This is a genomic window from Pararhizobium sp. DWP1-1-3 (assembly GCF_049896125.1).
GTDB lineage: Bacteria > Pseudomonadota > Alphaproteobacteria > Rhizobiales > Rhizobiaceae > Pararhizobium.
Genome location: NZ_JAFCTR010000002.1, coordinates 1 through 24,018 on the forward strand (window position 1 = coordinate 1; position 24,018 = coordinate 24,018).

Genomic DNA, 24,018 nt, shown 5'->3' on the forward strand with positions numbered 1-24,018 from the left:
GCGGCGCTCAGGACCGGGCAGGACTTCTATCTTCGGATTGTGACTAGTCATAATGGGCACATTACCTCGCACACTTGTTAAGTGGGAGATCGTGTCCGGATTTTTATGGGGCCATTACATCCCCTAACTAGACGGTACTCGTTCGAGGTAAAATTCACCGCCGATGAATACACATTAGGTGAGCTGTATCTCAGTCATCTGTCGCTAAGAATGGAATATCATCGACATGAACGTCGGAGGTGGCTCATCCAAGGCTTAGGCCAGCTCGCAGCCGTGAAGTTTTTTGGCCGCAAAATCTTGGCTCATACAGGGATGGCAGAATACTTCCGCGTAGCAAGACAGATTTCGAGGCGACTTCGCTCAGGCGAAATCACCCTGCCTCCAATGCTAGATTGAGGTCTTCCCAATGAATCTCCGTGTCAGTTTGACAACAAATGACTACGAACGGACGCTGCAAAGCGAGTTCATTCCGCCGGCAATCGTGGCGACCCGGCCAAACAGCGCATCTGAATGGAGCCGAGACGAAAAACGCAACTTGCTTCATTCACAATGGCTAATCGAAAACCCCCGATCGCGCCGGAAGCTGGTCGGCAACGGGGGCATTGTAGACTTCGACACCGTCGTCGCCCACGGCGGCGTTCGTCTGAGCAACCTACTCCACGATCGACTAGCCAAGAAACTCTTCTGTTTGGCTCTGCTGAAGAGAGGTAACGCACCGAACGGGGTGGTGAAGTCGTGCGAGTATTTCGACTGGTACACTCGGAACCGCATGTCTCGGGGAATCGAGAACAACCGCGATCACGACGAAGAAACGCTCCGGCAGTACCGAAAGGATATTGCACGCGGTGACCTGATTGAACTCGTCCCATACGAGGATTGGCTCGATCGCTTAGTGGAAGAAGTTGACAATGGCTCAATCTCGCTTGTTACGGCCCGCGGCAAATTTGATTGGGACAAATTGAGCGAGCATTTCGGCGTAACCAACGCCGTTCTCACACGTTCCTATGACTTCCGCATACATCTCGCCGAGCGCGTGCATCTGCTGTCCAACGGTTTCATCAAATCGTCTGATATCATCGCTGCGAGACAGCGAACCGAGACAGGCGTATCGGTGACAACAGCGCTTCACCTTTTGCACCCGCTGGAATGGGCCTACGAAGGCACTCAGACCGGCGAAGCTTGGTTCAACCCCGTCCTGGTCCATCCATTCAAGCAAATGTCTAGGTCGGCGTGCGCATTCGATATCGCGAGAGACGGTGGGCGTACTGCGACGTTACTTCCGGAGGACTTCATACGTTTGTTGGACCTCGCGTCCAAATGGGTGTTGGATTACTCGACATACATATTGACCGCCTTCAGGATGCTCTCGACTGAGTTGGGCCTGCGTAGTTCCAAGACACGAAAAAAACTGAAATCCGATCTTGAGAAACAACTGGACGCGATTCGGCCTGAGGGAGCGCCTCTTATAAACCTATCCTGGCGAGCCAAGACGCCCTTGCATGGGAGGATCATTATCTCCCTTGCGATCAAGCATCTTATCTCTGCGTGTATAATCTTGATTGGAGGATTTGCAGCCCGCCGTATTGGAGAAATAACAAACCTTATAGCAGGATGCTTGAGTGGTTCCGGCAATGCGTTATTCCTATCTATATACATTGAAAAAACGCTTCGGCATTACGACGACGTGCCAGTTCCGAGTCTCATAAAACATCCCGTCGCGATCATGGAGGAGTTGAGTAGAAACGCACGGTCAAAATCAGGCGAACATTGGCTCTTTGAGATCATTGCGCCCGCAGGGAAAGAAAAAGAGACTTTATGCACCCGTTACGGACTGCGCTTAGACGACTTCGTGAATTTCAATAAGCTCGCCCCCCCAACCGGCTGTACGAGTTGGGACATCTCCTCCCATCAATTGCGGCGCGGTTTCGGGATAATTTACTACAACGGTTTTGTCCTCAAATCGTACGAAGCTTTAAGCCGGTTCTATCGCCACGATGATCCTGAGATGACCAGGATTTACATCAACCACGTCCTACCTGGTATGATGTCCGAGTTGAGGGAGGAACTCCGTGCTCGACAACAACTTTTCCAGCTCACCGATGACGACAGAGAATTTGTTGAGCTAGCCAAGCGGCAGCTGATTGAGTTGGAGGATCGTGCGGATGCCGCCCGAGATCACCAGAGCAACGCGATTGCTTCTCGGCTTATAGCGATGTGGGACGGTAACGAACGTCCATTCGGCAAAGGCGGTCGGAGCCTCCGCGCATTTGTAGCCAAGCTTAATGAGACCGTCCAGGTTCAAATCAGACATGGACAGCGATCAAACAGCCCTGACGAATCCCGCAAAGCCTTCGCCCAAGTAGCGAAAGAGGCAGCATATAGACTTTTCATGGAGGCGGTGCCGGGCGCTGGCGTCCATTGTCTCTGCGATCCAAACAACCCTGATCAAGTTAAACTCGCGGAGTGCGAATTGTTGAGGTTAGCGCATGAAGCTGCAAAGGAGGTCCCTCAACTTCCATCTTCTCTGAGTCGCGATTTTGCGTTTACCAATACCTACGTTTGTCTCAGGTGCGAACACTGCTCCTGCTTCACTGACGACGAACAAATTCTGGATGCTAGGGAAGCAAAGCTGGAAAGAGCAGTCATGGGGGCTTCGTCACCGGTATCCAAAGAGTTCGCAAGCGCGAAACTTGCGGAATTCAAGGCTCGCGCCGCCGCGGCGAGGAGCGTCGCATGAACCCATTGGGCAGATGGGACCGCGCGTTAACCGAATACGAGTTCAACCATCTCAGACCGAAGGAGAAAGGCCTGCGTGCAGTTACGTCTCTAACGCGCAAAATCACCTACCTCGAAGATATGGCCGCCGGGCGGTTATCTTTTGACCCCTCCAATATCCCAATGAAGAGTAGACCAAAGCTTCGCGTGTTCGAGGACGCTTCCAAAGGTATGTGGAAGTGGTCATTACCCTCGGTTGACAGAATCGACGGCGATAACAAGCAATTGATGTGCCGCTACATAGCCGCGCTGACTAGTTTGAACAACATGTTTTCGAACGATGAGCCTCCTCTTGAAGTGGGAGAACCTTCGCAAGATATCGTTCAGCTTAAAAACATCATATCTTCGCTGCGACGTCAAAACCGAGACTTCTTGGAGCGGATTGATAGGCTAGAACGATTACTAGCCGCGAAACAGCGGAAGCCCTGAGATGATTACCACTTCGGATATGTTGATCGAATGGGCGGGATCAGACTTCTTGTGGGATCACGAGGCTTTGCCCGGCTTACCAATCCTTTACTGGCCCGACGGCACGCTCTGCGAACCGGTCATTCGCGTGTTTGCATACCGCGCTTCCAACACAAGGATAACGGTAAGCAGCCTAATTACGGAAATATACGCCATCCGCGAATGGCTAGTATATCTTCATAATTTGAAGATTTCGTGGGACAGCCCAACAGACCGATTGATGAGTAAATGGAAGGTCAGCCAAAGAAACCGGGTCGGAGCAACCCGAATCTCATACAAGCTGAATTGTGTTTTCAACCTGTATTACTATGCTCGGTTTGCTATACAGTTTCAAAGTGGCGGAGAACGGATGCATCACTTCACGAATTGTCCCTTCACCGAGAAGGACAATCGAAACTACCCAATTTTCGCCAGTCTTCGCGTGCGAAAGAAGCGGCCTCCAGAAGCCTGCTGGTCGAGACGAAGGGCTGTTCCGGCAACGCGCAAGAAAAAGCCTGCCCCAACCGACAAGGATGTTGAGACACTACTCGGTTCGATGCGGAACAAGAAGGACGCGCCAGGGCGCAAATTCGGGAGGCCTCCCAACCAAGACAGCATTATGCGGCTTGTATCTCTGCGGGACTGGATCATCGCACGCTGTGAAAGCGAAGCTATGTTGCGCGCTATGGAAGTGAGTGGCCTAGAGGTTTCGGACTTCAATGACGCACTACTGGTCACTGGCCTACTGCCGCTAGACAGAATAGGAATGTCTCACTGCACCGATGTCCGTCAGCTAGACCACCCGTCGCAAAACTACCTACTAGATAAAATCGACGACTTGGAAAATCGTGGCCGCTCAAATATTTATGTAACCGTTGACGGCAAGGGTAACAAGTCTCGCAAGGCCCCCTTTCCAATCCCTCTGTTTCGTGACGTGCTGCAGTACGTATTCTGGGACGTGCGGTCTGTCCAAGTATTGAACTGGCTGAACACCGTCCCCGAATATTCAGAATCGGAGAAGGTTTTTCTTTCGTTCGGGACACGAGACGGGCTCAGTACGCGTTCGATCAAGAATCTTATCAAGCGAGCGGCAAAAGATGAGGACCTCAAAATAAGTGGTCATTTGCTCAGGCACTACGGAGCGACAAAAGATGCCCTGCAGGTTTGGGACGAGGAGCTTCAAAAATCCGACTACGTACTGACCTCTCACACAACCTCTAACGTCGGGGACCGGCTGGCGGATAGACTGGGTCACGCAAACGCCAGCACCGCAATACGATTCTACGTCGATCTTGGTCAATTAGAGGCGCATTCGGAAGCGAACCTGCGGAGTGTCGATGGTTACCGCAGAGCCATGGAACTTCTACGCCGAAACCGCAGGTCGCTTTCTGAAGCCGACTTTGAACTCGTATGCTGCGTCGTTTCTGCTTTAACTAATGCAGGTCCAAACGCGACTTTTCGTGACGTCGTGACGATGGCAGTAGCCGATCCAGATATCAATCCGCCACCTGCCCGGCCTCCTCGCCACGAGCGAAGGCGTCTCCGCGTCATCAAATGACCGCAGGCCGGGCGAACGCCCTTCAGAGCCCAGTGGAGATGAACCTCTCGTCGATATTCAAATGGACCCGAGCTACCGCGCCAGCACAACACTGGCTGCGTTGCCGCCGAGCCGCCGCACCTCGATCAATTCAGTGAGGAATTGATCGAGGTCATCAACGAAGTGTACCCTCCCGCACACAAACGCGATTTCTTCGCTTTCATTCGGAGTATCGTCAACTTTGCCATATCGGACAAGGTTGTCCATATTCTCATATTCGTGAAGAACCTTGAGACCGGCGCAAAGATATTCATCTGGCTCACCTTCCGCCCCACCAGTCGCCTTTGGTTCCTGATCGCTCAGCTGCCCCTGCACCACAATCCTTACAAGCTCACGCTCATCTGAAATGGCGCGGACGCCGTCCGACCTTACTGCTGGATGCGACCCCGCCATTTTTCGTAAAAGTTCCACCAGGAAGTTGGGAAGCATCGCTCTAAATTCAGTGAAGCAAAGACTTTCTGCACCCGAATCCCAGGCCGCTAGAAGCGCGTCGAACGGACCCAACATGTCAAAAAACGATAGCGCTCGTCGAATCTTTCGTATCTGCTCATCGCGGGTTGTGGCCACACCACCGATGCCAGGTGGGGATCGCTTACCGTTGGTCCCGGTATCGAAGCCGTCTGGAAAACAGTCATTTTCGTGCACGCGTATCCGAAGTTCGACAAGCGCCTCCTGCGTGAGTTCGGCTCGAATTTCGTAATTGCCAATGAGCCTTGTTTCGATATCCCGGTAAAGGCCAATTATCGGATTTGGGTTCGCGTGTTTCACGGCGTTCAGGATGTTCGAGAGGCCTTCATCCCCCCGACCGTCGATCCTTTCAAACTCATCACCTGTAACGTGAAGCAACTGACCCCCGACGAATTTCGAGTGTATTTCCATTGTCTTTTCTTCCAATAGACGCCCCGATCTCACCAAGCGTGACGTGCATTCATCAAGCCCGAATGAATGCTTCTTTCCGCGACAAGGGAAGCAAACTTTTGGAAATATGTCAAATAACCCATTGAAGTCTTTATTTATTTATCGAATGTGATCATTCGATGTCTTTAATTATTGGAGGTTCAGTAGCACTACTCTGGAGCGTTTTGCGGTGAGGTATCTTTGCTGTTTCGTCGTGGAGCAGTCCTTTAAGTAATCCGGACTTATGTAGCAAATGCCACAAAGTGCACGACTACGTTTCCCGCAATTGCGTAGGTCAGGGTCGGAACCCGGAATTGTTGCCTGGGGTGTACCTATCATCCTTTGGTGTTTTCTTGTTTCTTGGCTTTGGCGAGCAGACCATCCGATTGGAACTGGGTTCAACTCGCTGGGTTTGTGCTGGCCTTCGCCCATTTAGCACTCGATCAATTTCTGAGGTTCGCGCCTTCGACAGACCTGCCTAGTCCGCAAATCGTGGCCATTGATCAACGGCTGACCTTCAGCTGCGGAATTGCCGTTCATCTCGATTGTGGTGTTTGCTACATAATTCCGGAGTTTTCAGCCCCCCCTTCCGTTTCTCCAAGTGCGACCGCAATTTCGCGAGGCATTTGTACTACGCTGGCCATTGCCTTTTCCCGCCAGGAAGCACCTCGCTCGCACAGCTCTTGCCACAGGTCTTTCACATCGTCCGGACGCCGACGTGCTAGGACCTGGATTAGCGCTTCGGCCTGGTTCAGGTCTTTGCGTGATTTCGCAACGCTTCGGGGATCATCTTGCCGCCGCAACTGGGACACAATGAGCTTATGGAGCGCAAACCTTGTGGGATCGGGCACGTTGATAGGAATCCCAGCGCCGTGCAACGCGACGCTGTTGACCTCCTGATAAAGCGGAAATCGAGATAACGAAGGAATTGCGCATCGCTTCGTAGCGCCGGTAGCGAGCCGACCATGCTGGTGTCGGGTCCCCGCATTGGTCTCAGGACATCAACGGAAAACCGTTCGTCACCACCCACGCGGAGTGCATATCGCAAGGTCTGTCGTCCGTCGATGGGGTTCGAGATGCCTTCGAACCGCTTGTCGACCTTTTTCAGGACAGATTCCAAATCGCCATCTATGCGGTCCTCGACGGCCAACGCGATCGAGCGAAATTGCCCGATGTCCAAATCGCCTGTTCGACTGAGTGATGCAGGGACATGACAACCCAGCATCCCAGGTAAGACTGGAACGCAACTGAGCCGACAACGGCAGCCCTTAGCCGGAATACCCCTGCTTCCGCCATCGCCGCCATGACATCGCCTGACATTGCGTCTGACACCGGAAGACGCGCTGAGCGACATGCCCGGACAATATGGTGCCTTTCACGTAAACTCGCCGCGCGACCATTCAACTGCTCCAGATGCGCGCGGGTCTGCTCGTTGTCAGGACCAATATATCGCGCCAACGGCCGTTTGCCGTCCTTGTCGGTCGGAGGTTGCCAGTACCAGTAAAGTCGCCCTTTGACTTCGCGGGAATACGTCGATCCTCCACCGGATGTGAGCGCAGACAAGTTCCCTGACCAAGCGCGTTGCACCAGGTCCGCGTAAGGCGTTTGAACCGAGATCGGAAGCTCTTCGATGTACCTCATCATAATCCGTTCCAGGCAAATTCCGCAGTTGCCTACAACATATTCAAGCCGTCGTTCCTATTGTAGGCAACGTCGATATTTGCCTACAAGACAAGGGCAGAACTCTCAAAGCTATTCCGCACCTCGCTAATCGGCCGGCCGGCTGTTTAACACCAAGGCGAGGAGCTCGCCCTCGTGGTCACGGACCTCGAACTGCGTACTCTGACAGGAACCAAGTAAGCCGTCAGCCTACAACTCGCGTGTCGTCTTTCACCTTGATAACGTCACCAAAAATGTAGGCCACTCTCAAAAAAGAGAAAAAGCCCCAGACAGAAAGAAAACTCCAAGCTGCGAAAACATGGAACTTCCAGCTCGCCCCTTTTGCTATGTCGAACGAAGTGACGGTCATGGGTATGGATGCGAAGGTGATAGCGAAGCCGAGAAAAAGAGCGCGTTTCGTGTATCTAAAAAAGAGCCCCATCTCTGGGGTGTCCTTGATACGGTGTATGAAACCATCCGTTTTGCCTGCGACGAAACCGAAAATGGCAAACAGGAAACCTGTCTGAATTGAGGACCAGTCGAAAACCGACGAGTATATATTAGATACGTTGATGTCTTCCGAGACCGAAAGCTGAACAAGCTCCGAACGGAAATAGTACAGTAGGAGGCAGGACAAAGCCGCCAGCGAGATAGGTCCGAATTTCTCCACAATGCCTATCATCCCATAAGCTTCTTCATTCTTGTTGAAAGGAATTGAGCTTTAATCTTGTAGTTTTTATCCGGGTCACGGTCATCGATTGAAAGGGTGTCCTTCAGGACCTGACGATCTTCAATCAAGTCGATTTCCTCGGAAACATCGTTCACGACCGTTACGGCCGTCAGCTTGTCAACTCTGGCTTTCGCTCCGACGGAGGTGGCCAACAACTCGGCCAATGCGGACACTTTAGATGATAAGAAGCCTTTTCGATGACCCATTGAAAGTTCAATGAGTATCGACGGTGCATCGTAGGCATCTGCCATCGCCTTGATGCCCTGAGATGCCGCTTTTCCGTCACCGCCGAGGTCGTCCATGCTGTCGGGATTTGCGATCCTGACCGACAGCTTACGGGTGTCACCGCCGTTGAATTTTTTCCATGCATCAGGGTTTATGCGCGGGTCTAGCCGATATTGAGCAGCTACGTTGTAGAAAGATAGATAATCCAGGATGCGACCGACCGAAACAACGCGAGGATCGTGTTGCACGCCAAGTATTCCCTTCACGTGATTAAGTCGAAATACAATGCTGTGAGCAAGCTTCTTCGCAGTGAGTGACTTTCTGGTTGCCCCGTCGAGCTCACCAGGAAGGTTTGTGCCTTGGCATCTGACAAACTCCCCTACCACAGCGTCCGCGCCGTCATTGTGGAGGTTTTCCAGTCGGATCACGTAGTCTTGCGCTAATTGGACTTCCCGCTTCTGTTTGTTAGGCTCTTTAACGGCTTGTTTCAGCATTGATACCATAGACGGTATCTGATTGTTCGATCGGCTGACATTGTAAAAACGGAATGTAAAATTCTTGTCCATGCGCCCCTCACTTCTCGGCGCAATAAGACATGTGATTCGCGTATTTGGCGAGTAAATTCGTTCTGCCGATCTTAGGGATAGAGAGGCATTTCATTTTGTTCCTTAGCGTGTCGTCCAATCTGCCTTTGCCGTGGTTGACATAGGCAAAGGCATGCCCCTCAAGGCGGAGGCCCTGCGCCGGAAAGGGATGTCAGGTGAGCGCGCCAAAAGCAGACGTCAGGGATTATCGCCAACCGTAGAATTGATGCGAACTAGAACGCGCGCTAGGGCATCCTCCAACGCGCCCTTTCCGCCGGAGCCCATGAAGTCTTTGAGCAGTTGTTCGTTTAACCCGCCCTTAGTCGAGTGCTCGTCAACTAGGTCGGCAAAACTGGCGTCCGGCCTGGATCGCGCAGCATGATCGAGACCAGAAAACAACTGGCGGAGATAAACGTCGCCAGCGGTTTTCGGAATACCTTGGCTCTCTAGCCAATCCGACGTCATCTCAAGAATCCCAAAATACGTCCCCATGAGAGCGCTGACCGCAGCGAGCAAATCGTACTTGTGTTTGCTCTCGACTTGCACAGCAGTGCCCAGGACGGAGAAGATGGCGCTCGAGACCTCGTCAGGCGGATGGATGGCCGTCGCCCCCAATAGGTCGGTAACAAACGGAAGCGGGATGGCCTGGCTCAGCCGCACATCCACACCGATCCATTGCCGTAGCCTATCCAACGGCGTCGCCGCGACGAAGCTGATTACATGGTGGACGGGGCGGAAGCGAAGATCGCTCACGACTTCCTCGGCAATCTGCGGCCGCACGGCGATAAAGACGAGGTCAGATCGATCGACGACATCCTGATTTCCGGCAGCGACTGACACGTTCCCATGAGCCGCGGCGAGCCGCGCGGCGATCTCCTCACTACGCGGCGACAATACCATCATTGTGTCACGGAACTTCGTCTTGCAGAGCCCCGTGACGACGGCTTCGGTGATGGTGCCCGTTCCGACGAAGCCTAACGTCAGTTTCCTCGGGTTGATGGTCATCGGCATTCCTTATGCGACAGGCTGCGCCCCGGTGATTTCCACGAGCGAACCGCACATGAACTCGGCTTCGCTCGACGCAAGAAAGGCCACGAGCGCCGCAACTTCCTCTGGCCTTCCAATACGCCCAAATGGAACCATTTTGTCCAGATCGGCGATGGTCTTGCCTGCGCGCTTAACCCCAGCCTCGAGCATCACACGCATCAGTTCCACTAGCCAGCGCGGCCTCCCCACTCCCGCCACCGGGAGTTCCTCCGACGGCAACACGCTAATCCTCCATCTGGTCACCGATGCGGTTGGCTGGCCATAATCGTTGGCTTCCGTCTGCCGCCGCCATCGCCGGAGAGCGAGCCCCATCGTTCCGGACTTCTCGGCCGCCAATTGCAAACGTCTCGACGTGATCATAGGCAGCCGAACTATTTCGCCGACAACAGCACCCAATCCGCCGAAGGCCAGCCCTTCCTCGAAGTGGGCCAGCACATCTTCCTCACGGTCGGCCTCGACAAAGATCACGCGATCGGGATGCAACCCTGCCTGTGAGATTGACGGAGCGAACAGGTCCGGTCGCGATAGACACCAGAGGATTTTCCCCTTGGTCCGCGCGGCAATACCCGCGACCATCAGCGCGGCCGCTGCTCCGTCCACGGTTCCCGAGCCACCGCCGGCGAACTCATGCAGGCCCCCAAAAGCTAAGCCGCCGCCAGGGAGCTTGGCGTCGATCTCGGCAATACCGAACGGGAGACATTCCGCCTTTCTGGCGGACATGCCTTCCAGCTTGGCGATCTGCTCCCGAAGCTCGTCTATGATGCCTGAGGGCCGGACATGCGTTTTCATTGCGTTGGAAAGGATTCATATCCTCCAAACGGTTTACGTTCTTCTTCTGTTCCCATTCAAGGTCAGAGTCAAGACGCCAGGAATCGTGTCGACGCGCGGCCACCGGGAATCGTCTGACGGAAATGCTAGATGAATCAGGACACTAAGTCGTCTCGCTAAGTGACAGGCTGTATTAAGTCTTTTTTGAGAAGCCAAGAGACCATGAACCCGAAGCCGACATTACGCTCTCTCAAAGGCACGCTGATTGTCGTCGAATGCCGAGCATGCCGTCTCTACGGCGAACTCGACCGTAAGGAAGTCGTCCGACGCTTCAAAGCATCCTCGCCCGTCGCACGAGTGCGCAGAGGGATTGTTGGAAACTGCGACCGCATGTGTGCGGACGGCGCGGACAGATGCGAGGCGCGGGTGAGTTCGGCAGAGGGTTCAGCAGATGAAGCCAAGCCGCAATAGATCAGCCGCCAACGAGTTGCACCCGGAAACCCGACGTTCTAGGTTATCAATAATCAAACTCTGGAGCCGTTTTTGTCTAAACTCGCTGATGACATCCCCAAAAATTGGTACACCCTTATCGAGAATGATGGGGCAACGCTGTCTCTGCCCGGAATCTATGAATGGGAAATTGAGGGCGTGGGAAGCTATATCGGGCGCTACACCCATAAGTATCGGCCGATGCGAGAATATGAGCGAAATGTCTTCAAGATCGCGACTGGACGAGCGTATCGGCCCAGCAATCCAGATGGCTTCCGGCGAATACATCGAGAACTCGAATCGGCCCATCGTCAGGGGCGAGCCATCACCCTGATCATCATCGAGAACTGCATGGTTTCTGAACTGAACCAACGTGAGGCATTCCATATCTCGGCTAGGGGCACCCTTAATGGGCGAGTTAAGGACGACGTCGTGCTGCCCCGTCTCTAAACACACGGCTACCCGGCTTTATCGGGCCAGCAAAAAGGACTATGATCGGTGTGAACTGAAGCCTCGATGCTGCCCGAACATGCCTATGCGCAAAGTACCGCGCGATCTCAACGAGGATGCACGCGATGTCGCCCGAGCGATTGCCAAGACACCGGAATATGAGCCGTCACGGCATGTCGAAAGAAGGTCGAAATGCTCTCGCTCACCTCAAGCGCATTCTGCGGATGGCACGTTTAAGGCTTCGAGGGCCGTGTGGTGCGAGAGACGAATTCCTGCTTGCCGCAACTGCACAGAACCTGAGGAGGCTGGCCAAACTCAGGCCTCAGATGCGCCATCGCGGTGCCATCGCCGCTTGAGGGCGGCATCGACCGATACCCGGCCGCTAAGGCGTGGGCAGATCGCAGCATAGTGCACCGCCCAAAAGACCGAAGAGGGCGTGCGAGCGGATAATCCGTCGAGTTTTTCAACGAAATCGGCCCTTAGCTGTCATCCTTTTTGGCGACTATGCCTGAAATTCTCTCCCGCTCCATGTCTGACCAAAGCTAGTTCCGAAGGATAGTCTGCATCCGATCTGTCAATTGACGCTGGAGTTGCGCCAGGCCCTCGGCGTTGTTGAGGTATGTAATGTACCGAATATGCCGCAAGTCGAAGGGCACGTCGTCTGGATGCTGAGTTACTAGAATGACTTCGCGTCCAAGGGTATGGGATATTCCTGCTTCATAGAAAACATTAGGGTTCCGACCAGAGAGATCGCAAATCACGACCCGCGATCGGTCTATCAGTGCCACCACGTCCTGGATAATGGTGTGGTGCTCCCAAATGTTGTCGGCTCGATTACATCTCATGCCAACGGCTCCGACGGCCCCTACGATAGCTTCGTAAACGGCGGCAAAGCCGCCGCTGAATGGCATCATGGCTGAGGCCTGTAGCGGGTCGATGCGTGGGGGGGTCGAAACGTCGAAGACGGTAGGTGCATTGCTCGAAGGGGCATTAAGCAACAGACGAAGTATCGTACGATATAGGTCGCCGTCCTGTACGCTCCAGCGAGTGTGTGTCCAATCGAAGCGATTCCTGCCAGTGCCGTGGCCTGAGAGCCCGATCTCCGTCGCTACGCTTTCAAGTCGGTTTTGAGTAATGATGGGCACCGAGGGGTCGTATTGATACCGTATTCGCACGGCACTGTGTGATCTTCCAACCACCTGCATCGAACCAACTCGAGCTAGATCATCTGGCTCGCGGCCCTCAGCCATGAACAGAGTGGGCAGAAGGGCCAACCCTGGATCGGACGCGTTTTCAGGCGCGCGATCAGCCGGGAAGTCTATTTCGCCTTGAGACGCGTCGGGCCAGCCTTGACTCTTAATGATCCTATTGAAGGCCACTCTCACCCCTCCGACTCGTTTTCTAAACCTTCGTCGCCATTCACAACTGCCGGTTCGACACCAGATTCAACCGCCACGCAACCTTTGTCAGATAAGCGATAACATTGGCTGGGGAGATATTCCACAGAGCCTCGTCTTCGGGCGAACTCTATCAACGGGCAAGCACAGAGTGCTTCATGCTTGTCCTCTTCAAATTGAGATGACAAGAGCTGCGCTTGTGCGATCCTGCTCGTATCGTGGGTAGGATACTATCGGGAAATGTCTTCAAAGTTGTTTTGGCGGCAGTTGTATCTTCTCGTGAGGGCTGTATTTGTGCGAACATACAGTCACAGTGGAGAACGACTCGCGTGGCTATTGATCTGAGTTAGCCGCTGCTATTCTGCCCGCCAGAAACGTTTAAAATGAGTCTTAGATGCAATTCGTCGTACATAAAGCCGCCAAGCCTCCGGTATCGGCCGGAATAAACTTTCCGTTCGCAGGTCTCTACCAAGATAACTGGAACGACTTCGGATGGCGGTGTCGGTTCGTCGTAACTTTGCATATCAGCGCCGATGAAGCGGTGGAGTTAGGTCCGGTAAAGATTGCGCAGGACAACGACGGGTTTCGAGCGAGTACTCCTGCTTTCTTCGAAAGTTTACCCAACAACGTTGCGTCTCTCGGCGAGTCAATCGCTTATTACCGCCGCATTGAGGACCTTACTCCTGAATTACAGCTGGCGTATCTGACGGCGGTCGGCGACATTGTTTACTACCCCGAGCGCCGCTTTCTTATCACCAACCAAGAGCTCTGGGAAAAAAGCTTCATGCGCGAAGTATCGTCCCGGCATGCCTTGGATCGGGGCGGCTATTACGTCGGAGCTCCATTCGTGGAGGTCGATCCGCCAAACTTCGACTTTAGTATGCAGCTCCCGGGAGCTGCGGGTCGGCACGAAGTTACCTTCGACTTCACCGGTCAGGACGGCCTTCCAAATCGTACGATGCTTCTTGTTGGCCGCAACGGGACCGGAAAGACACAGTTGCTCTCGAGCGTTGCTTTCGAAAGCATGGCGGACGAAGTCTTTGATGAGGAAACGATCAAGTCTATGCCTAAGGCGGAGATATCAGCTGATCTCAAGCTCAGTCGCGTAATCACCATCTCTTATAATGTATTCGATGAGTTTCCTCTTCCCAAGGAGACAAGGACACGACGACCGCGCGGTGTCGCGTACCGATCGCGGGCGTCCTATAAGTACTGTGGGCTGCGAACGCGCGATGGCACGATAAATGCCAACGAAGTCGACAAAATGCTGGCCGAGGCGTTAGAGCCAGTGGCCGCATCGGATCGAATGGAACGCCTTGAATCGGTCCTCGCGACATTGTTCGACGAGCAACAGGCGGCGGCCTTGACTTCGGAGGATGATCAAACTCGGAAACAGGCGGTCAAGCAGTTGAGTGCTGGGCAGCGCCTTGTCGCGGCGATCTTTAGCAATATTGTGGGCTTCATAGAACAGGGATCGCTTCTTCTCATTGACGAGCCGGAGACGAACCTGCATCCCGGCCTGCTCAGCAGTGTAGTCGATGCGCTTACCCGGGTTCTTGAGGAATATGATTCCTACGCAATTATAGCGACGCATTCTCCCATTCTGCTGCAGCAAATACCAAGTCGGTATGTAAGGGTAGTTACCCGCGACAACCTCAACAGACCGGCCGTCAATCCTCTTTCTTTCGAAAGTTTTGGAGAAGACCTTGGGGAGCTTACCCGCAAGGTTCTGGATTTGTCGGGCGCTGAGCGCGACTTCAAGCACGTACTCGACGATTTGTTCGACGTCCACAATTCCGCGCAGGGCGTTGCCGGCCTTTTCCCATATCCACTAGGCATTCCAGCGCAATCTCATCTGTTCGCCCGCGAGATCGAGCAAGAAGACGAGGCGAACTAAGTGCGGAAAACTGGACATTACGCGACGGAGCGAGTGCCGTCGTACGACCGACTTGTTGCCGCGACTACACCTAGTAGGCGACAAACGCTAACTCCACTTTCGGCAACGATAGTTCCTGCTTGCGAAGCCTATGACGAAGCTTCCCCAAACGTTCATGCTCGCGTGCCTATAGGTCTTGCGAAGGCCGCGAAGGATGCGTTGATCGACGCCTTCGAAAACCGCACCGTCGCCATGAACCGCCTTCTTGCGGAGATGACGAACTCGCTACCACGCCGACACGCCGATTTGTGCCCATATTGCACGTTGGACACAAATCCCGATCTCGACCACTACCTCCCAAAAGAGGAGTTCCCCGAGTTCGCGTTGCATGGTCGAAACCTGGTCTACATCTGCACAACGTGCAACCGAAAGAAGTCGAAGTACTTTAAATCAGTTCCTGATGAAAACAGACTCTTCATACACCCTGCGTACGAACCGACTTCTCTTAATTCGGTCATCACAGTCACTCTACGGTACGCGCCTCGAGCCGTGGTTGCGAAGTATTCGATAGACGACAACGCAGATGTACCAGATGATGAGAAAGCGCAGTTGACACGCCATTTCACTAGACTGGGGCTCCAGGAGCGATATGCCACGCGCGCGCAGAATAGTCTAACCGCTCTGAAGGAGGACTTGGCGGGGCATAATGAGGAAACCATCAGAAGAACGCTCGATCACAAAATTCAGAGTTCTTTGGTTGGAGAACCAATCAACGGGTGGTCCAAGGCATTGTATCGGGCAGTTGCAATGGATCAGAATGCCATGAGCGATTGGTTGCTGGGGCCTTGAAATTTTGGGAAACGGATCGTGGTTGGGGGACTGCCTGGCTGCAATAAACGACCTCATCATCGAGGGAGAGACGTTCGGCGCGGATCACCTCAGACGGATTTTGGTGGGCGGTGGCATCGCCGAGGATCAGTTGGAGAGCGTGACCAACTTCATGCTCTACTACGGCTTCCTGGGCGTCACAATTGGTGCCAGTGCGCCAAAGTTCATTTTCGACGTTGCATGCGATATGAAGTTGATCGTCTGATTGCGAAGGTCAAGACGATATGATTTGCGTGCTAAATCCAGCCTTCCATGCAGGACTGAACTTCTAAATCGGTCCGACGCGCTGCGGCGTGCGGCCCTGCCAAAATCCGTTGTATCAATGGGGGTTATCGATGCGCTACACGACGATGGTTTTGATACAAGCAACGTGCATATCACTGACGGCATGCACTTCACCGGGGCAGGTCGCGAAGCCCAGTGACATCACTCTGGAGCGGGCGATAATCGAAGTCGCCGACAGCTTAAAGAGCGTCCAGCAGCAGACGGCTGATCGCAAAAAGGTCGGCATGATCGTTGATGAGGTTAAGGTCGAATTTCAGATTGCAGCCAAAGCAACGAATACGGCCGGCGGAAGTGCAACGGCAACTGGGCTACCAGTGGGTCCGAGCGGTGCGGGGGGATTGAGCGTGTCGAACCAGCTCGTCAACGAGGGCAGTCGTGGGAATACGGTCACGGTAACTTTCAAAAATATTGCCACGGCGAATTACAGCCAAGGTGGCAAGGAGATGGCGGACAAATGTAAGAAGGATGAGAACGCGCCCGGCTGCCCCGTGGTCGTGATGAGCCAACCGGGCGGGGCGGTAGAATAAAGATTTCCCGTCCTTTACCGCGTTTCCGGCAAAGGGCGATTCTGGCAGTGGGGCGTTCGAGTTAGGAACGATCCGCTCAACATCGACGAACAGAAGAGGCGGGCCGCTCGGGCTCGGTGGTTGATCAAAGCGAACGCGAGAAGTTGACGTATCTCGCCGTGCTCACTCCGTGAGTGTCCGCGACCTCTTTGACCTTGGGATGATCGTAACTCGCTCGACCACGCCCATAGGTCTGCGAATTCGTTTCAATGCCTCCCAGCAAGTCTTCGAGGTTGTCCGCCACGAAATCCTGGAGGAGAGGCTCAATGAAACAGGCAAACCGCCTGTCGGCTGCATCGAAGCCCGGACTGTTTACATAGACCTTAATACCGATACGCTGCACAAATAGGAGGCAGCCTTCAGACTTGGCCATTTGCAGAAGGTCTTTCCAAACGACTTCCTCCAATTTTGCAAGAACCCTAGACTCTTGGGCTTCCAATTCGGTGAGGTGGTCGGCGAAAGTTGGCGATTTGAAGCTCGCCTTGGCGCGATTGTTAATGTCCGCCTCGATCCGAGCATCGATCATTACATGGGCGTCTGCGTTAAGAGAGGCATGCAACGCGGCATGCTCGTTCAGAAACCCGATCAACGAGTCAAGAGGCTGCACGTCTGGACCCACGTTGCTAAAAAAAGCACGATCGTCGTCTATCGTCTTCCTGACCTCACCGCTGTTTCGAACGTACAGGATGGCCAGCATGTCCAGATTGACCTGACGATTCGTTTGAGCGTCCGCATTGTTGAGTTTGAAACAGAACTTCCACAGCGTTCTGAACAGCTCCCGTTCGATTGCCGTCGGCATATTCGGTAGGTACCGTGCCTCCACATACGATTTCAACCTGTCCCGGCTGATCAAATACGCGCGATTGACGCTTATGTCGTTTATCAATGCCCCGATTATTTTTTTCGAAAAAAGAGGAGGCCTAAGAAGCAATGCTTCAAGTGCCATCCGAATTTGTGCCCTTACGTCGTCTTTTGAGGGTTGGAAAAGCAAGTCGCCGGCCGTTAACACAGGATGGGCGGAGAGGTGGCGCAGCTTCTGAAGATGCTGAAGCCGGACGTGATCAGATGCTTCGAGCATCTTAGTTCGCTTGGCTACCTCGTCGAGAAGATAGTTTTCCCAATCGGGATTGTTGGGGCTCGCTGTTTGCTTTTTCTCGACCTCGTCCAAAAGGGCTCCAGCGCCTTTATCACCGTACATGTCTCGAAGAGTCTGCAGTTTGTAGACCAAGTCGCAGATGACCACCGTCCAAAGCATCACGAGGCTGCTTCGGTAGCACCCGTTCGCATACGATCGACTTACCTCGTCGAAGTATGAGCGGGTCCGAGCGTCCACTATTCGGTCTGCCGCGAGGTCGATCGAGAACGTGGTCATGCTGGCCCTACTATTGCGAGAGTTCGAGGATCGAGTTCGATCGTCGGATAACGCATCGCAGCGTCTGGGCCAAGGTCGATTTTTGCTAACGTCGGGACGATTGCTTTCCATCTTGGAGAACAAAACCACCGCAGACGGCGTGTAGGTGTTCGTAAATTGACCAGAGCGCTAGTCGCTGTTCTTCGTCTGCGCGTATTGCGGCGAGATCATTCGGAGCCGACTGCTCGGTTCCCATCTTGCCCGCCAATGTGCCCAGTCATGCAAGGCGAAGGTAGGATTTTGAAATAAACCTGTGGTTATGCTGTATCCGGAGACCAATGGTGCCGGAATTTTTGGTAGCGTGCCCGGATGATTGCTAGGGCTCAACTTCAAGAATTCAATGATAGCCAGCTGCAGCGGGACAATTTGATCTACGCGATCAAGCCCGTTGCCGAAATCATCAAGATGTTTCCGGCAACGAGATACTATGGAAGCAAACGCAAGCTACTCTACTGGGTTTATGATTGTGTGAAGTCGCTCGAATTCGAGACCGTTCTGGACGCGTTTGGTGGTTCGGGAAGCGTATCCCAGCTGTTTAGGGCCATGCGGAAGGATGTGACCTACAGTGATGCCTTCCAATTCAACGTGGACATCGCCAGATCGACCCTGACCAACGAAAAGCTCATCATCAGAGAACGAGTTGAAGAGTTTCTCGAGAAGGTTGCACCGCTTGAAGGCACAGTCAGCCGAAATTTTCCAGCGATCTTCTTCCTCGACGATGAAAATCGATGGATCGACGGCTTCATGGAGACCTTGCGTTCATCCGATGTCTCGATGTCGGAAAGGACAACTCTGAAAAACCTGCTTTACCAGGCCTGCCTGAAAAAGCGGCCATTCAATCTATTCCATCGAGCCAATCTGTCCATTAGGACAAATAAAGACGTCAAGCGCTCGTTCGGAAATTTCACTACGTGGGAGAAGTCTTTCCCGGACCACATTCTCCAGACATACGACGAGCTCTCATCGTATCGTCCAGATCGACTTCGTTCCGCGACGGTCTTGCCACGCGGTGACATTTGCGCAGTCGCGCCCGGTTACGATCTCGTCTACCTCGACCCGCCCTATGTATCGACCAGCGAGCGAGCAAATCGGGACAATTACTGGCTCCGGTATCATTTTCTTGAGGGACTAGCCCAATACGACGACTGGGAAGGGGGAATACTAAAAGATTCCAAGGTTCGAAAGTTCATCGAGCCTCCTCATTTTTCGGCCTGGTCGAGCCGGAAAACGTTCAAGGAAAACCTATTTGACGTCATCGATACGCATAGGCGGTCAATCGTCGTGCTTTCGTACGTGAAGGGGGCCTACCCGGACGATGCGACAATTCAGGCCTTTTTCGAATTGAAATTCGCAAAAGTCTCTGTTCATTCGACTGAACATCACCATGCCCTCGGGTTGGCGAAGAAGAGAGAGCTGCTTTTCATCGGAGTGCCGTCTTGAAGACTTTCGAAAAAGAATCGTGGAACGTCCCAGTCTGGCTCATCGTGTTCGGGGTGGTGATTGTCCTTGCCGTAGCGTCCGGATACGCGCTCTACCATGTTCAAAGCCCTTGGCTTTCAGGCATTGTCAGCGGACTTTTTACGGGGCTCGTACTCTACGGTCTGGCTCTGATTCCGCAGGTTTACATGTTTAGGGAACTGGAGCGTTACAAATCGATCGGCGTGAAAGCGCTGCTGGATAACCGTCACGAGCAGTCATACTATCGGCCATTACTGGCGGACGCGACCGATTTTGTTTCGGTCACCGGAGCATCGTGTACCCGGTTTATTGATGACTTCCTCGATCCGCTTTCGGACAGCGCCACCCTGTTGGACGCGATGCGCTCCAACAGGAGATTGAAGCTCAAGATACTTATTCCCAACGACGAGTACATGAAAGGCGAGGCGCGTAGCCGCTTCGCAGCAAAAGCCGAAAAGATAGCCAACTTGAAACAGGAATTTGGCCCGCGATTCGAGCTGAGAAGGTTTTCCGGTTGGGCACGTCTCAGTTTTCTCGTTGTGGACGGCGACTTCATCGGTGGACCGATATTTGACAGCGACAACAGCAAGCATGCCCCTGCAGTGCATGTTGACGGTTCGAAGCCATTTGCACGCAAGCACCGCGAGTATTTTGAGAATCTGTGGGGAAATAGTGCCCCTCAGGATTGAAGTCTATCCTCGGGTCCATATTGGACTGATATCAATGCATGAAGGAGGCCCACGTCGAAACGGAGGACTGGGATTCTCGATTGCTGCGCCTTCCGCCGTGCTCAGCTTTGAACCATCGGACGATTTCTCCCTGATCGACAATCGTAAGGTCCCTATGGGCGAGCCAGAACGACAGGCGGTTCTGGCGAGGCTCAGACTCGTCTCCGGACGGCTTTCTTTTCGGTCTAATGTCGCGATTACCCTTGAAGGCGACATGCCGACGCATTTCGGGATGGGCTCGGGGACAGCAATACGCCTTGCATGTCTGGAGGGGGCGTTCCTATCAGAAGGGCTGACTTACACCAGCGCCGACGTCGTGGTCGCCTCTGGGCGGGGTGGTACCTCGGGAGTTGGTATCTCAACCTATTTTTCGGGCGGTTTTGTCTTCGATCTGGGTATCGCAAGCGAGAAGGCAGCGGGCTTCCATCCGTCCTCTAAAGTCGATGCGATGTCCCTTCCACTATTACTTACACAGACGGTCCTTCCAAGGTGGCCTCTCGGAATCTGCATTCCACGCGCCTGCAAGCCTAAGTCGCAGGCGGAAGAAATCGAATTCTTCGCGCGCTCGGCTCCCATCGACGCTTATAGCTCCTATGAAGCTGCTTACGCTTCGGTATTTGGGGTACTCACTTCGGTCCTGGAGCAGGACTACGAGGCGTTTACATCAGCAATCAATGACATGCAGGGCGCGAAGTGGAAACGTCTTGAGGCCGAACAATACGGAAGCGCACTTGAGCGTGCCCGATCTTCACTGAGGCGACTGGGTGCCGATTGCGTCGGCATGTCCAGCCTTGGCCCCGCCCTCTACTTTTTCGCGCCCGATGAGCGCTTGCAGGAAATCAACGATTTGCAGGCGGAACTGGATTGCGAGGTGTTATTGACCACGCCGAACAATTTCGGTCGGAAGGTAGTAGAACACCAATGCTGACTATCACCTTCTTTACGTCGAATGCGACCAAGCTCGCACATGCCCGCTATCTGGCGGAAAAACTACCCGTCAAAATCAATGGGTTTCGCGAGAGGACATACCACGCGAGCTACAATGAGCCGCGGCTGGATTCGCGAGACGAGCTTCTTCGGCAGAGTTACGAGAGCGCTGTTATCCAAAGCAAAAAGGCACATATCCTTTCGGGTCAGCACTTCTTCATCCTGGAAGACACGTCCGTGCGGATCGAGGCCCTGAGCAGTACAAGCTCTGACGTACCGGGCCTTGATGTCAAGTATTGGATGAAGGACGCTACGTTCCAGGCATTGCAGGCGTCGATAGCGGTTGCCGGTGGAGACAGAAGAGCGGTGGTCCGCTCGGATATCGTGCTTCACATCCCACAGGACTACAAGGGGCGCTGGGGAATAGAAACCGACTATTTGGTTTTCACGGGAGAGGAGTCCGGCTTTATCGTTGATCACGAACAGAAGTTCGAGACGAATGTCGTTTACCCCTGGCTCGACAACAAAACCTTCAACAAGTGGTTCCGCCCAAGTGGTGCCGAGAATGCTCTTGGAAATCTCCCGATCGCCGAAGCCGAGAAATTCGATTTCAGAAAGAAGTCTTTTGACAAGCTTTTCGCGTTTTTCAAAGAAAAGGGACTATTGGTCGACGAGCGCCGCCAAGAGTCCTTCTCGTTCCCAGATCAAGTCAATTACATAATCTGCGGTTTCACATGCGCAGGGAAGACGACGGCGAGCCAGCACTTAGCAAACGAATATGATTATCTCCACGTCGAAGCGAGCGACTTTATGCAGCATAGCTTCCGGTTGAGGCATGGTGTTCGAACACAAGGAGCGCTTCCGATAGGAGACTTCGCGGAGCGGGCCCTTCGGGAGAAACCCGAGATCGCTGCCGAGGGTATCGCAGCATATCTCAAATCGGATATCGGCGCTCGAGTCGTTATCTCCGGTTACAGGTCGCTAGCCGAGGTTGACTGGACTTTGGCGCGGATGGAGGAGATGGGTAAGCGGTTCCGTGTCGTGTTCATTGAGGCCTCTCAGCAAGAACGATTCGAGCGAATGAAGGCGCGGAGCAGGCCAGGCGACGTGCAGGATTTCTCACGTTTTCAGTCCCGCGACGAGCAGCAAAGGCGCATGGGTCTCGATGACATCAGGAATGATTTGCGAACTGTACGGTGGAACAACATGTCGACCGTGCTGGAATTGCTCGCGATAATAGACGCGGAAGTCGTCAAGCTCCCGAGAGCGTCTTCGTCGGTTGAAGAAATGCTGGGTAGGGTTCGTACGTTCTCGCGCATCAAGCTTGAGGATGCGATTCTTGTGGCGTTGTTGAGCAGGTGGAGCAACGACGAGACGCGTGAGTATTTTACAACCTCAGAAATAGCCAAGATTATCAATCAGATCGTCAATCCGACTTCGAGGAAGCACAAAGACAACGTCAGCCGGTACTTCAACCAGAACTACTACGTCTACTACGAGATTTCGTCATCTGAAGGAAAGCCTACTCGAAGATTCCGTCTTTCGAACACCGGGTACGGACGGGCGGTGCAGACCCTTCGCAACATTATCGGGCGCAAGGTCGAAGAGTGATCTTCAGCGCCAAGCACTTCGTGATACTCGGTGTCTTTGAGCCAAAAGACTACGATTAAGACTGAACAGGTCCCCGCTGATGCCCGTCAGACTTTCATGGTCAACTTTGCGTACGCCGAAAGACGAGACCAGCGATATCGAACTCCTCAAAACGTGGAACTTGACCGCGGCGGCGGCTTTGGGTTCGGCGGTGAAATCCCGGCGGCAAACGCTTTTATCCAATCGCGGGAAGGATGATAGCGGCTGTCAGGACTTCGCGCATCCGAGCCGCCGGAATGAATGGTTGTGTTCTCGCCGTCCATCTTCTCGGTAACGACGAGGTCAGCCACCTTCAGCCCATCAAGCGAGGACATGACCTTGTCATCGGCGGTCGCGCCACGCGAGATTGGCAAATGAAATGTGCGGCCATATTTTCTCATTCAGAAGCGATAACATGCGTGCTGCAGGACAGCCAGCAACGTCAGCTTCGGGCCGACTGCGGTTTTTGGCATGCGTTACTTCACCAGAAATTCCTCGGTAAGAGTCCCAGGATTCGGCTCTGCTTGTGGCCGTTAACGATGGCGGCGAGTCGGGGTCGATCGTGCGGTGCGTGTCTCACCTCGACGGCTTAAACTCAGTGCCGTTCTCGACCAAGGCTGAACTCCGACGATGGGACATCAATGCGCCACACCTTGGCGGGGATGACCAAGAACTCATCTTCGTTACGATCCAGTCTGCAATAAACCTCGCTGGTGTGAACCGTGGTGGCGTAGACCGCGACATCGTTTGGGGTCCCTTGCTTTAAATGCCATTCAGCATGCCATGCGGCGCAATAGATCGGCTTATCGAGAGACGTGGTCCAGGACATCCCGCGAGTGTGAACCGGGCCGGCGCACCCACGAAACAGTGAAATCCGTTCCGTTGAGATACCCTTTCGGACTGGTACAGAAAGCGCCTGTAGTTTGATCCGGTCGCAAGCTTCGAAGATCGCCTTGAGTTTCTCAAAGCCTATCTGCTCAAAGTGGGAAGTGTGAAGATAGCTGGACAGCCATGACGCTTCGAGCTGGCCCACCTCTGCTAGTTTCGCGTAATTTCGCAAAATGAAATCGAGAGATCGCTCTCCAAAGCGCCAGCGCAAATCGTCGCCGTCGTTTATGGCCTTCTGAAAGTCCTCCAGGTCCTGACTAGATAGCCCGCTAAAATTCCAATCTGCCACCTGTAATC

Annotated in this window: 19 protein-coding genes and 3 pseudogenes; 13 read left to right on the forward strand and 9 right to left on the reverse strand. The window is 53.7% G+C overall.

Annotated features, from left to right (window positions below; genetic code table 11):
- Positions 1-406: 406 nt before the first annotated feature.
- Genes ACP7BS_RS04525 through ACP7BS_RS04535 form a run of 3 tightly spaced genes read left to right on the forward strand, consistent with a single transcriptional unit; the run spans position 407 to position 4,780 of the window.
- Positions 407-2,737: a hypothetical protein gene (locus ACP7BS_RS04525; RefSeq protein ID WP_426236501.1), complete on the forward strand. Its 2,331-nt coding sequence runs from the start codon at positions 407-409 to the stop codon at positions 2,735-2,737.
- Positions 2,734-3,204, forward strand: coding sequence for a hypothetical protein (locus ACP7BS_RS04530; protein WP_426236503.1), 471 nt, complete (start codon positions 2,734-2,736; stop codon positions 3,202-3,204). Before ACP7BS_RS04525 ends, ACP7BS_RS04530 begins: the two co-directional genes overlap by 4 nt.
- 1 nt (position 3,205) lies before the next feature.
- Entirely contained in the window at positions 3,206-4,780 is a 1,575-nt protein-coding gene (locus tag ACP7BS_RS04535; RefSeq protein WP_426236505.1) for a hypothetical protein, read from the forward strand.
- A 72-nt stretch (positions 4,781-4,852) separates the two neighbouring features.
- On the opposite strand, the gene ACP7BS_RS04540 is transcribed toward ACP7BS_RS04535, so the two are convergent.
- The 6 genes and pseudogenes from ACP7BS_RS04540 to ACP7BS_RS04565 all read right to left on the reverse strand — a co-directional run bounded on the left by ACP7BS_RS04540 (position 4,853) and on the right by ACP7BS_RS04565 (position 10,750).
- A complete protein-coding gene (locus tag ACP7BS_RS04540) occupies positions 4,853-5,698 on the reverse strand; it encodes a hypothetical protein (RefSeq protein ID WP_426236507.1) in 846 nt (281 codons plus the stop codon).
- Positions 5,699-6,273: 575 nt separating this feature from the next.
- Positions 6,274-7,070: pseudogene (locus ACP7BS_RS04545) on the reverse strand (GSU2403 family nucleotidyltransferase fold protein).
- A gap of 510 nt (positions 7,071-7,580) precedes the next feature.
- On the reverse strand, positions 7,581-8,057 hold the full coding sequence (locus ACP7BS_RS04550; RefSeq protein ID WP_426236509.1) for a hypothetical protein: 477 nt from the start codon (positions 8,055-8,057) through the stop codon (positions 7,581-7,583).
- Positions 8,054-8,896, reverse strand: coding sequence for a hypothetical protein (locus ACP7BS_RS04555; protein WP_426236511.1), 843 nt, complete (start codon positions 8,894-8,896; stop codon positions 8,054-8,056). The genes ACP7BS_RS04550 and ACP7BS_RS04555 overlap by 4 nt, the downstream gene beginning before the upstream one ends.
- Positions 8,897-9,112: 216 nt before the next feature.
- The gene (locus tag ACP7BS_RS04560) at positions 9,113-9,919 is read right to left on the reverse strand and encodes a pyrroline-5-carboxylate reductase (RefSeq protein WP_426236513.1); all 807 of its coding nucleotides are present in this window, start codon (positions 9,917-9,919) and stop codon (positions 9,113-9,115) included.
- 9 nt (positions 9,920-9,928) lie between these two features.
- Positions 9,929-10,750, reverse strand: a complete 822-nt coding sequence (locus ACP7BS_RS04565) for an SDR family oxidoreductase (RefSeq protein ID WP_426236514.1) — start codon at positions 10,748-10,750, stop codon at positions 9,929-9,931.
- Positions 10,751-11,272: 522 nt separating this feature from the next.
- Here ACP7BS_RS04565 and ACP7BS_RS04570 point away from each other — a divergent pair.
- From ACP7BS_RS04570 to ACP7BS_RS04595, 6 genes and pseudogenes are all read left to right on the forward strand, one after another.
- The gene (locus ACP7BS_RS04570; protein ID WP_426236516.1) at positions 11,273-11,668 is read left to right on the forward strand and encodes a hypothetical protein; all 396 of its coding nucleotides are present in this window, start codon (positions 11,273-11,275) and stop codon (positions 11,666-11,668) included.
- A 19-nt stretch (positions 11,669-11,687) separates the two neighbouring features.
- A pseudogene (locus ACP7BS_RS04575) lies at positions 11,688-12,024 on the forward strand (transposase); the annotation flags it as partial.
- A gap of 1,435 nt (positions 12,025-13,459) precedes the next feature.
- Positions 13,460-14,962 (forward strand): AAA family ATPase, encoded by a 1,503-nt coding sequence (locus ACP7BS_RS04580; RefSeq protein WP_426236518.1) that lies wholly within the window; start codon positions 13,460-13,462, stop codon positions 14,960-14,962.
- A 198-nt stretch (positions 14,963-15,160) separates the two neighbouring features.
- On the forward strand, positions 15,161-15,790 hold the full coding sequence (locus ACP7BS_RS04585) for a hypothetical protein (protein WP_426236520.1): 630 nt from the start codon (positions 15,161-15,163) through the stop codon (positions 15,788-15,790).
- Between the two features lie 22 nt (positions 15,791-15,812).
- A complete protein-coding gene (locus ACP7BS_RS04590) occupies positions 15,813-16,034 on the forward strand; it encodes a hypothetical protein (RefSeq protein ID WP_426236522.1) in 222 nt (73 codons plus the stop codon).
- Positions 16,035-16,164: 130 nt separating this feature from the next.
- Positions 16,165-16,641, forward strand: coding sequence for a hypothetical protein (locus ACP7BS_RS04595; RefSeq protein WP_426236524.1), 477 nt, complete (start codon positions 16,165-16,167; stop codon positions 16,639-16,641).
- Between the two features lie 124 nt (positions 16,642-16,765).
- Here ACP7BS_RS04595 and ACP7BS_RS04600 read toward each other — a convergent pair whose 3' ends face one another.
- The gene (locus ACP7BS_RS04600) at positions 16,766-18,052 is read right to left on the reverse strand and encodes a hypothetical protein (protein ID WP_426236525.1); all 1,287 of its coding nucleotides are present in this window, start codon (positions 18,050-18,052) and stop codon (positions 16,766-16,768) included.
- A 405-nt stretch (positions 18,053-18,457) separates the two neighbouring features.
- On the opposite strand from ACP7BS_RS04600, the gene ACP7BS_RS04605 reads away from it, so the two are divergent.
- The 4 genes from ACP7BS_RS04605 to ACP7BS_RS04620 are packed head-to-tail and all read left to right on the forward strand — an operon-like array spanning position 18,458 to position 22,815.
- Positions 18,458-19,531, forward strand: a complete 1,074-nt coding sequence (locus tag ACP7BS_RS04605) for a DNA adenine methylase (RefSeq protein WP_426236527.1) — start codon at positions 18,458-18,460, stop codon at positions 19,529-19,531.
- Positions 19,528-20,238, forward strand: a complete 711-nt coding sequence (locus ACP7BS_RS04610) for a hypothetical protein (RefSeq protein ID WP_426236529.1) — start codon at positions 19,528-19,530, stop codon at positions 20,236-20,238. Before ACP7BS_RS04605 ends, ACP7BS_RS04610 begins: the two co-directional genes overlap by 4 nt.
- A gap of 34 nt (positions 20,239-20,272) precedes the next feature.
- On the forward strand, positions 20,273-21,205 hold the full coding sequence (locus tag ACP7BS_RS04615; protein WP_426236531.1) for a beta-ribofuranosylaminobenzene 5'-phosphate synthase family protein: 933 nt from the start codon (positions 20,273-20,275) through the stop codon (positions 21,203-21,205).
- A complete protein-coding gene (locus ACP7BS_RS04620; RefSeq protein ID WP_426236533.1) occupies positions 21,199-22,815 on the forward strand; it encodes a non-canonical purine NTP pyrophosphatase in 1,617 nt (538 codons plus the stop codon). The genes ACP7BS_RS04615 and ACP7BS_RS04620 overlap by 7 nt, the downstream gene beginning before the upstream one ends.
- Before the next feature lie 188 nt (positions 22,816-23,003).
- Here the strand turns inward: ACP7BS_RS04620 and ACP7BS_RS04625 are convergent.
- Positions 23,004-23,234, reverse strand: a pseudogene (locus ACP7BS_RS04625) (RNA ligase family protein); the annotation flags it as partial.
- Between the two features lie 194 nt (positions 23,235-23,428).
- Entirely contained in the window at positions 23,429-24,010 is a 582-nt protein-coding gene (locus tag ACP7BS_RS04630) for a hypothetical protein (RefSeq protein WP_426236535.1), read from the reverse strand.
- Positions 24,011-24,018: the final 8 nt, after the last annotated feature.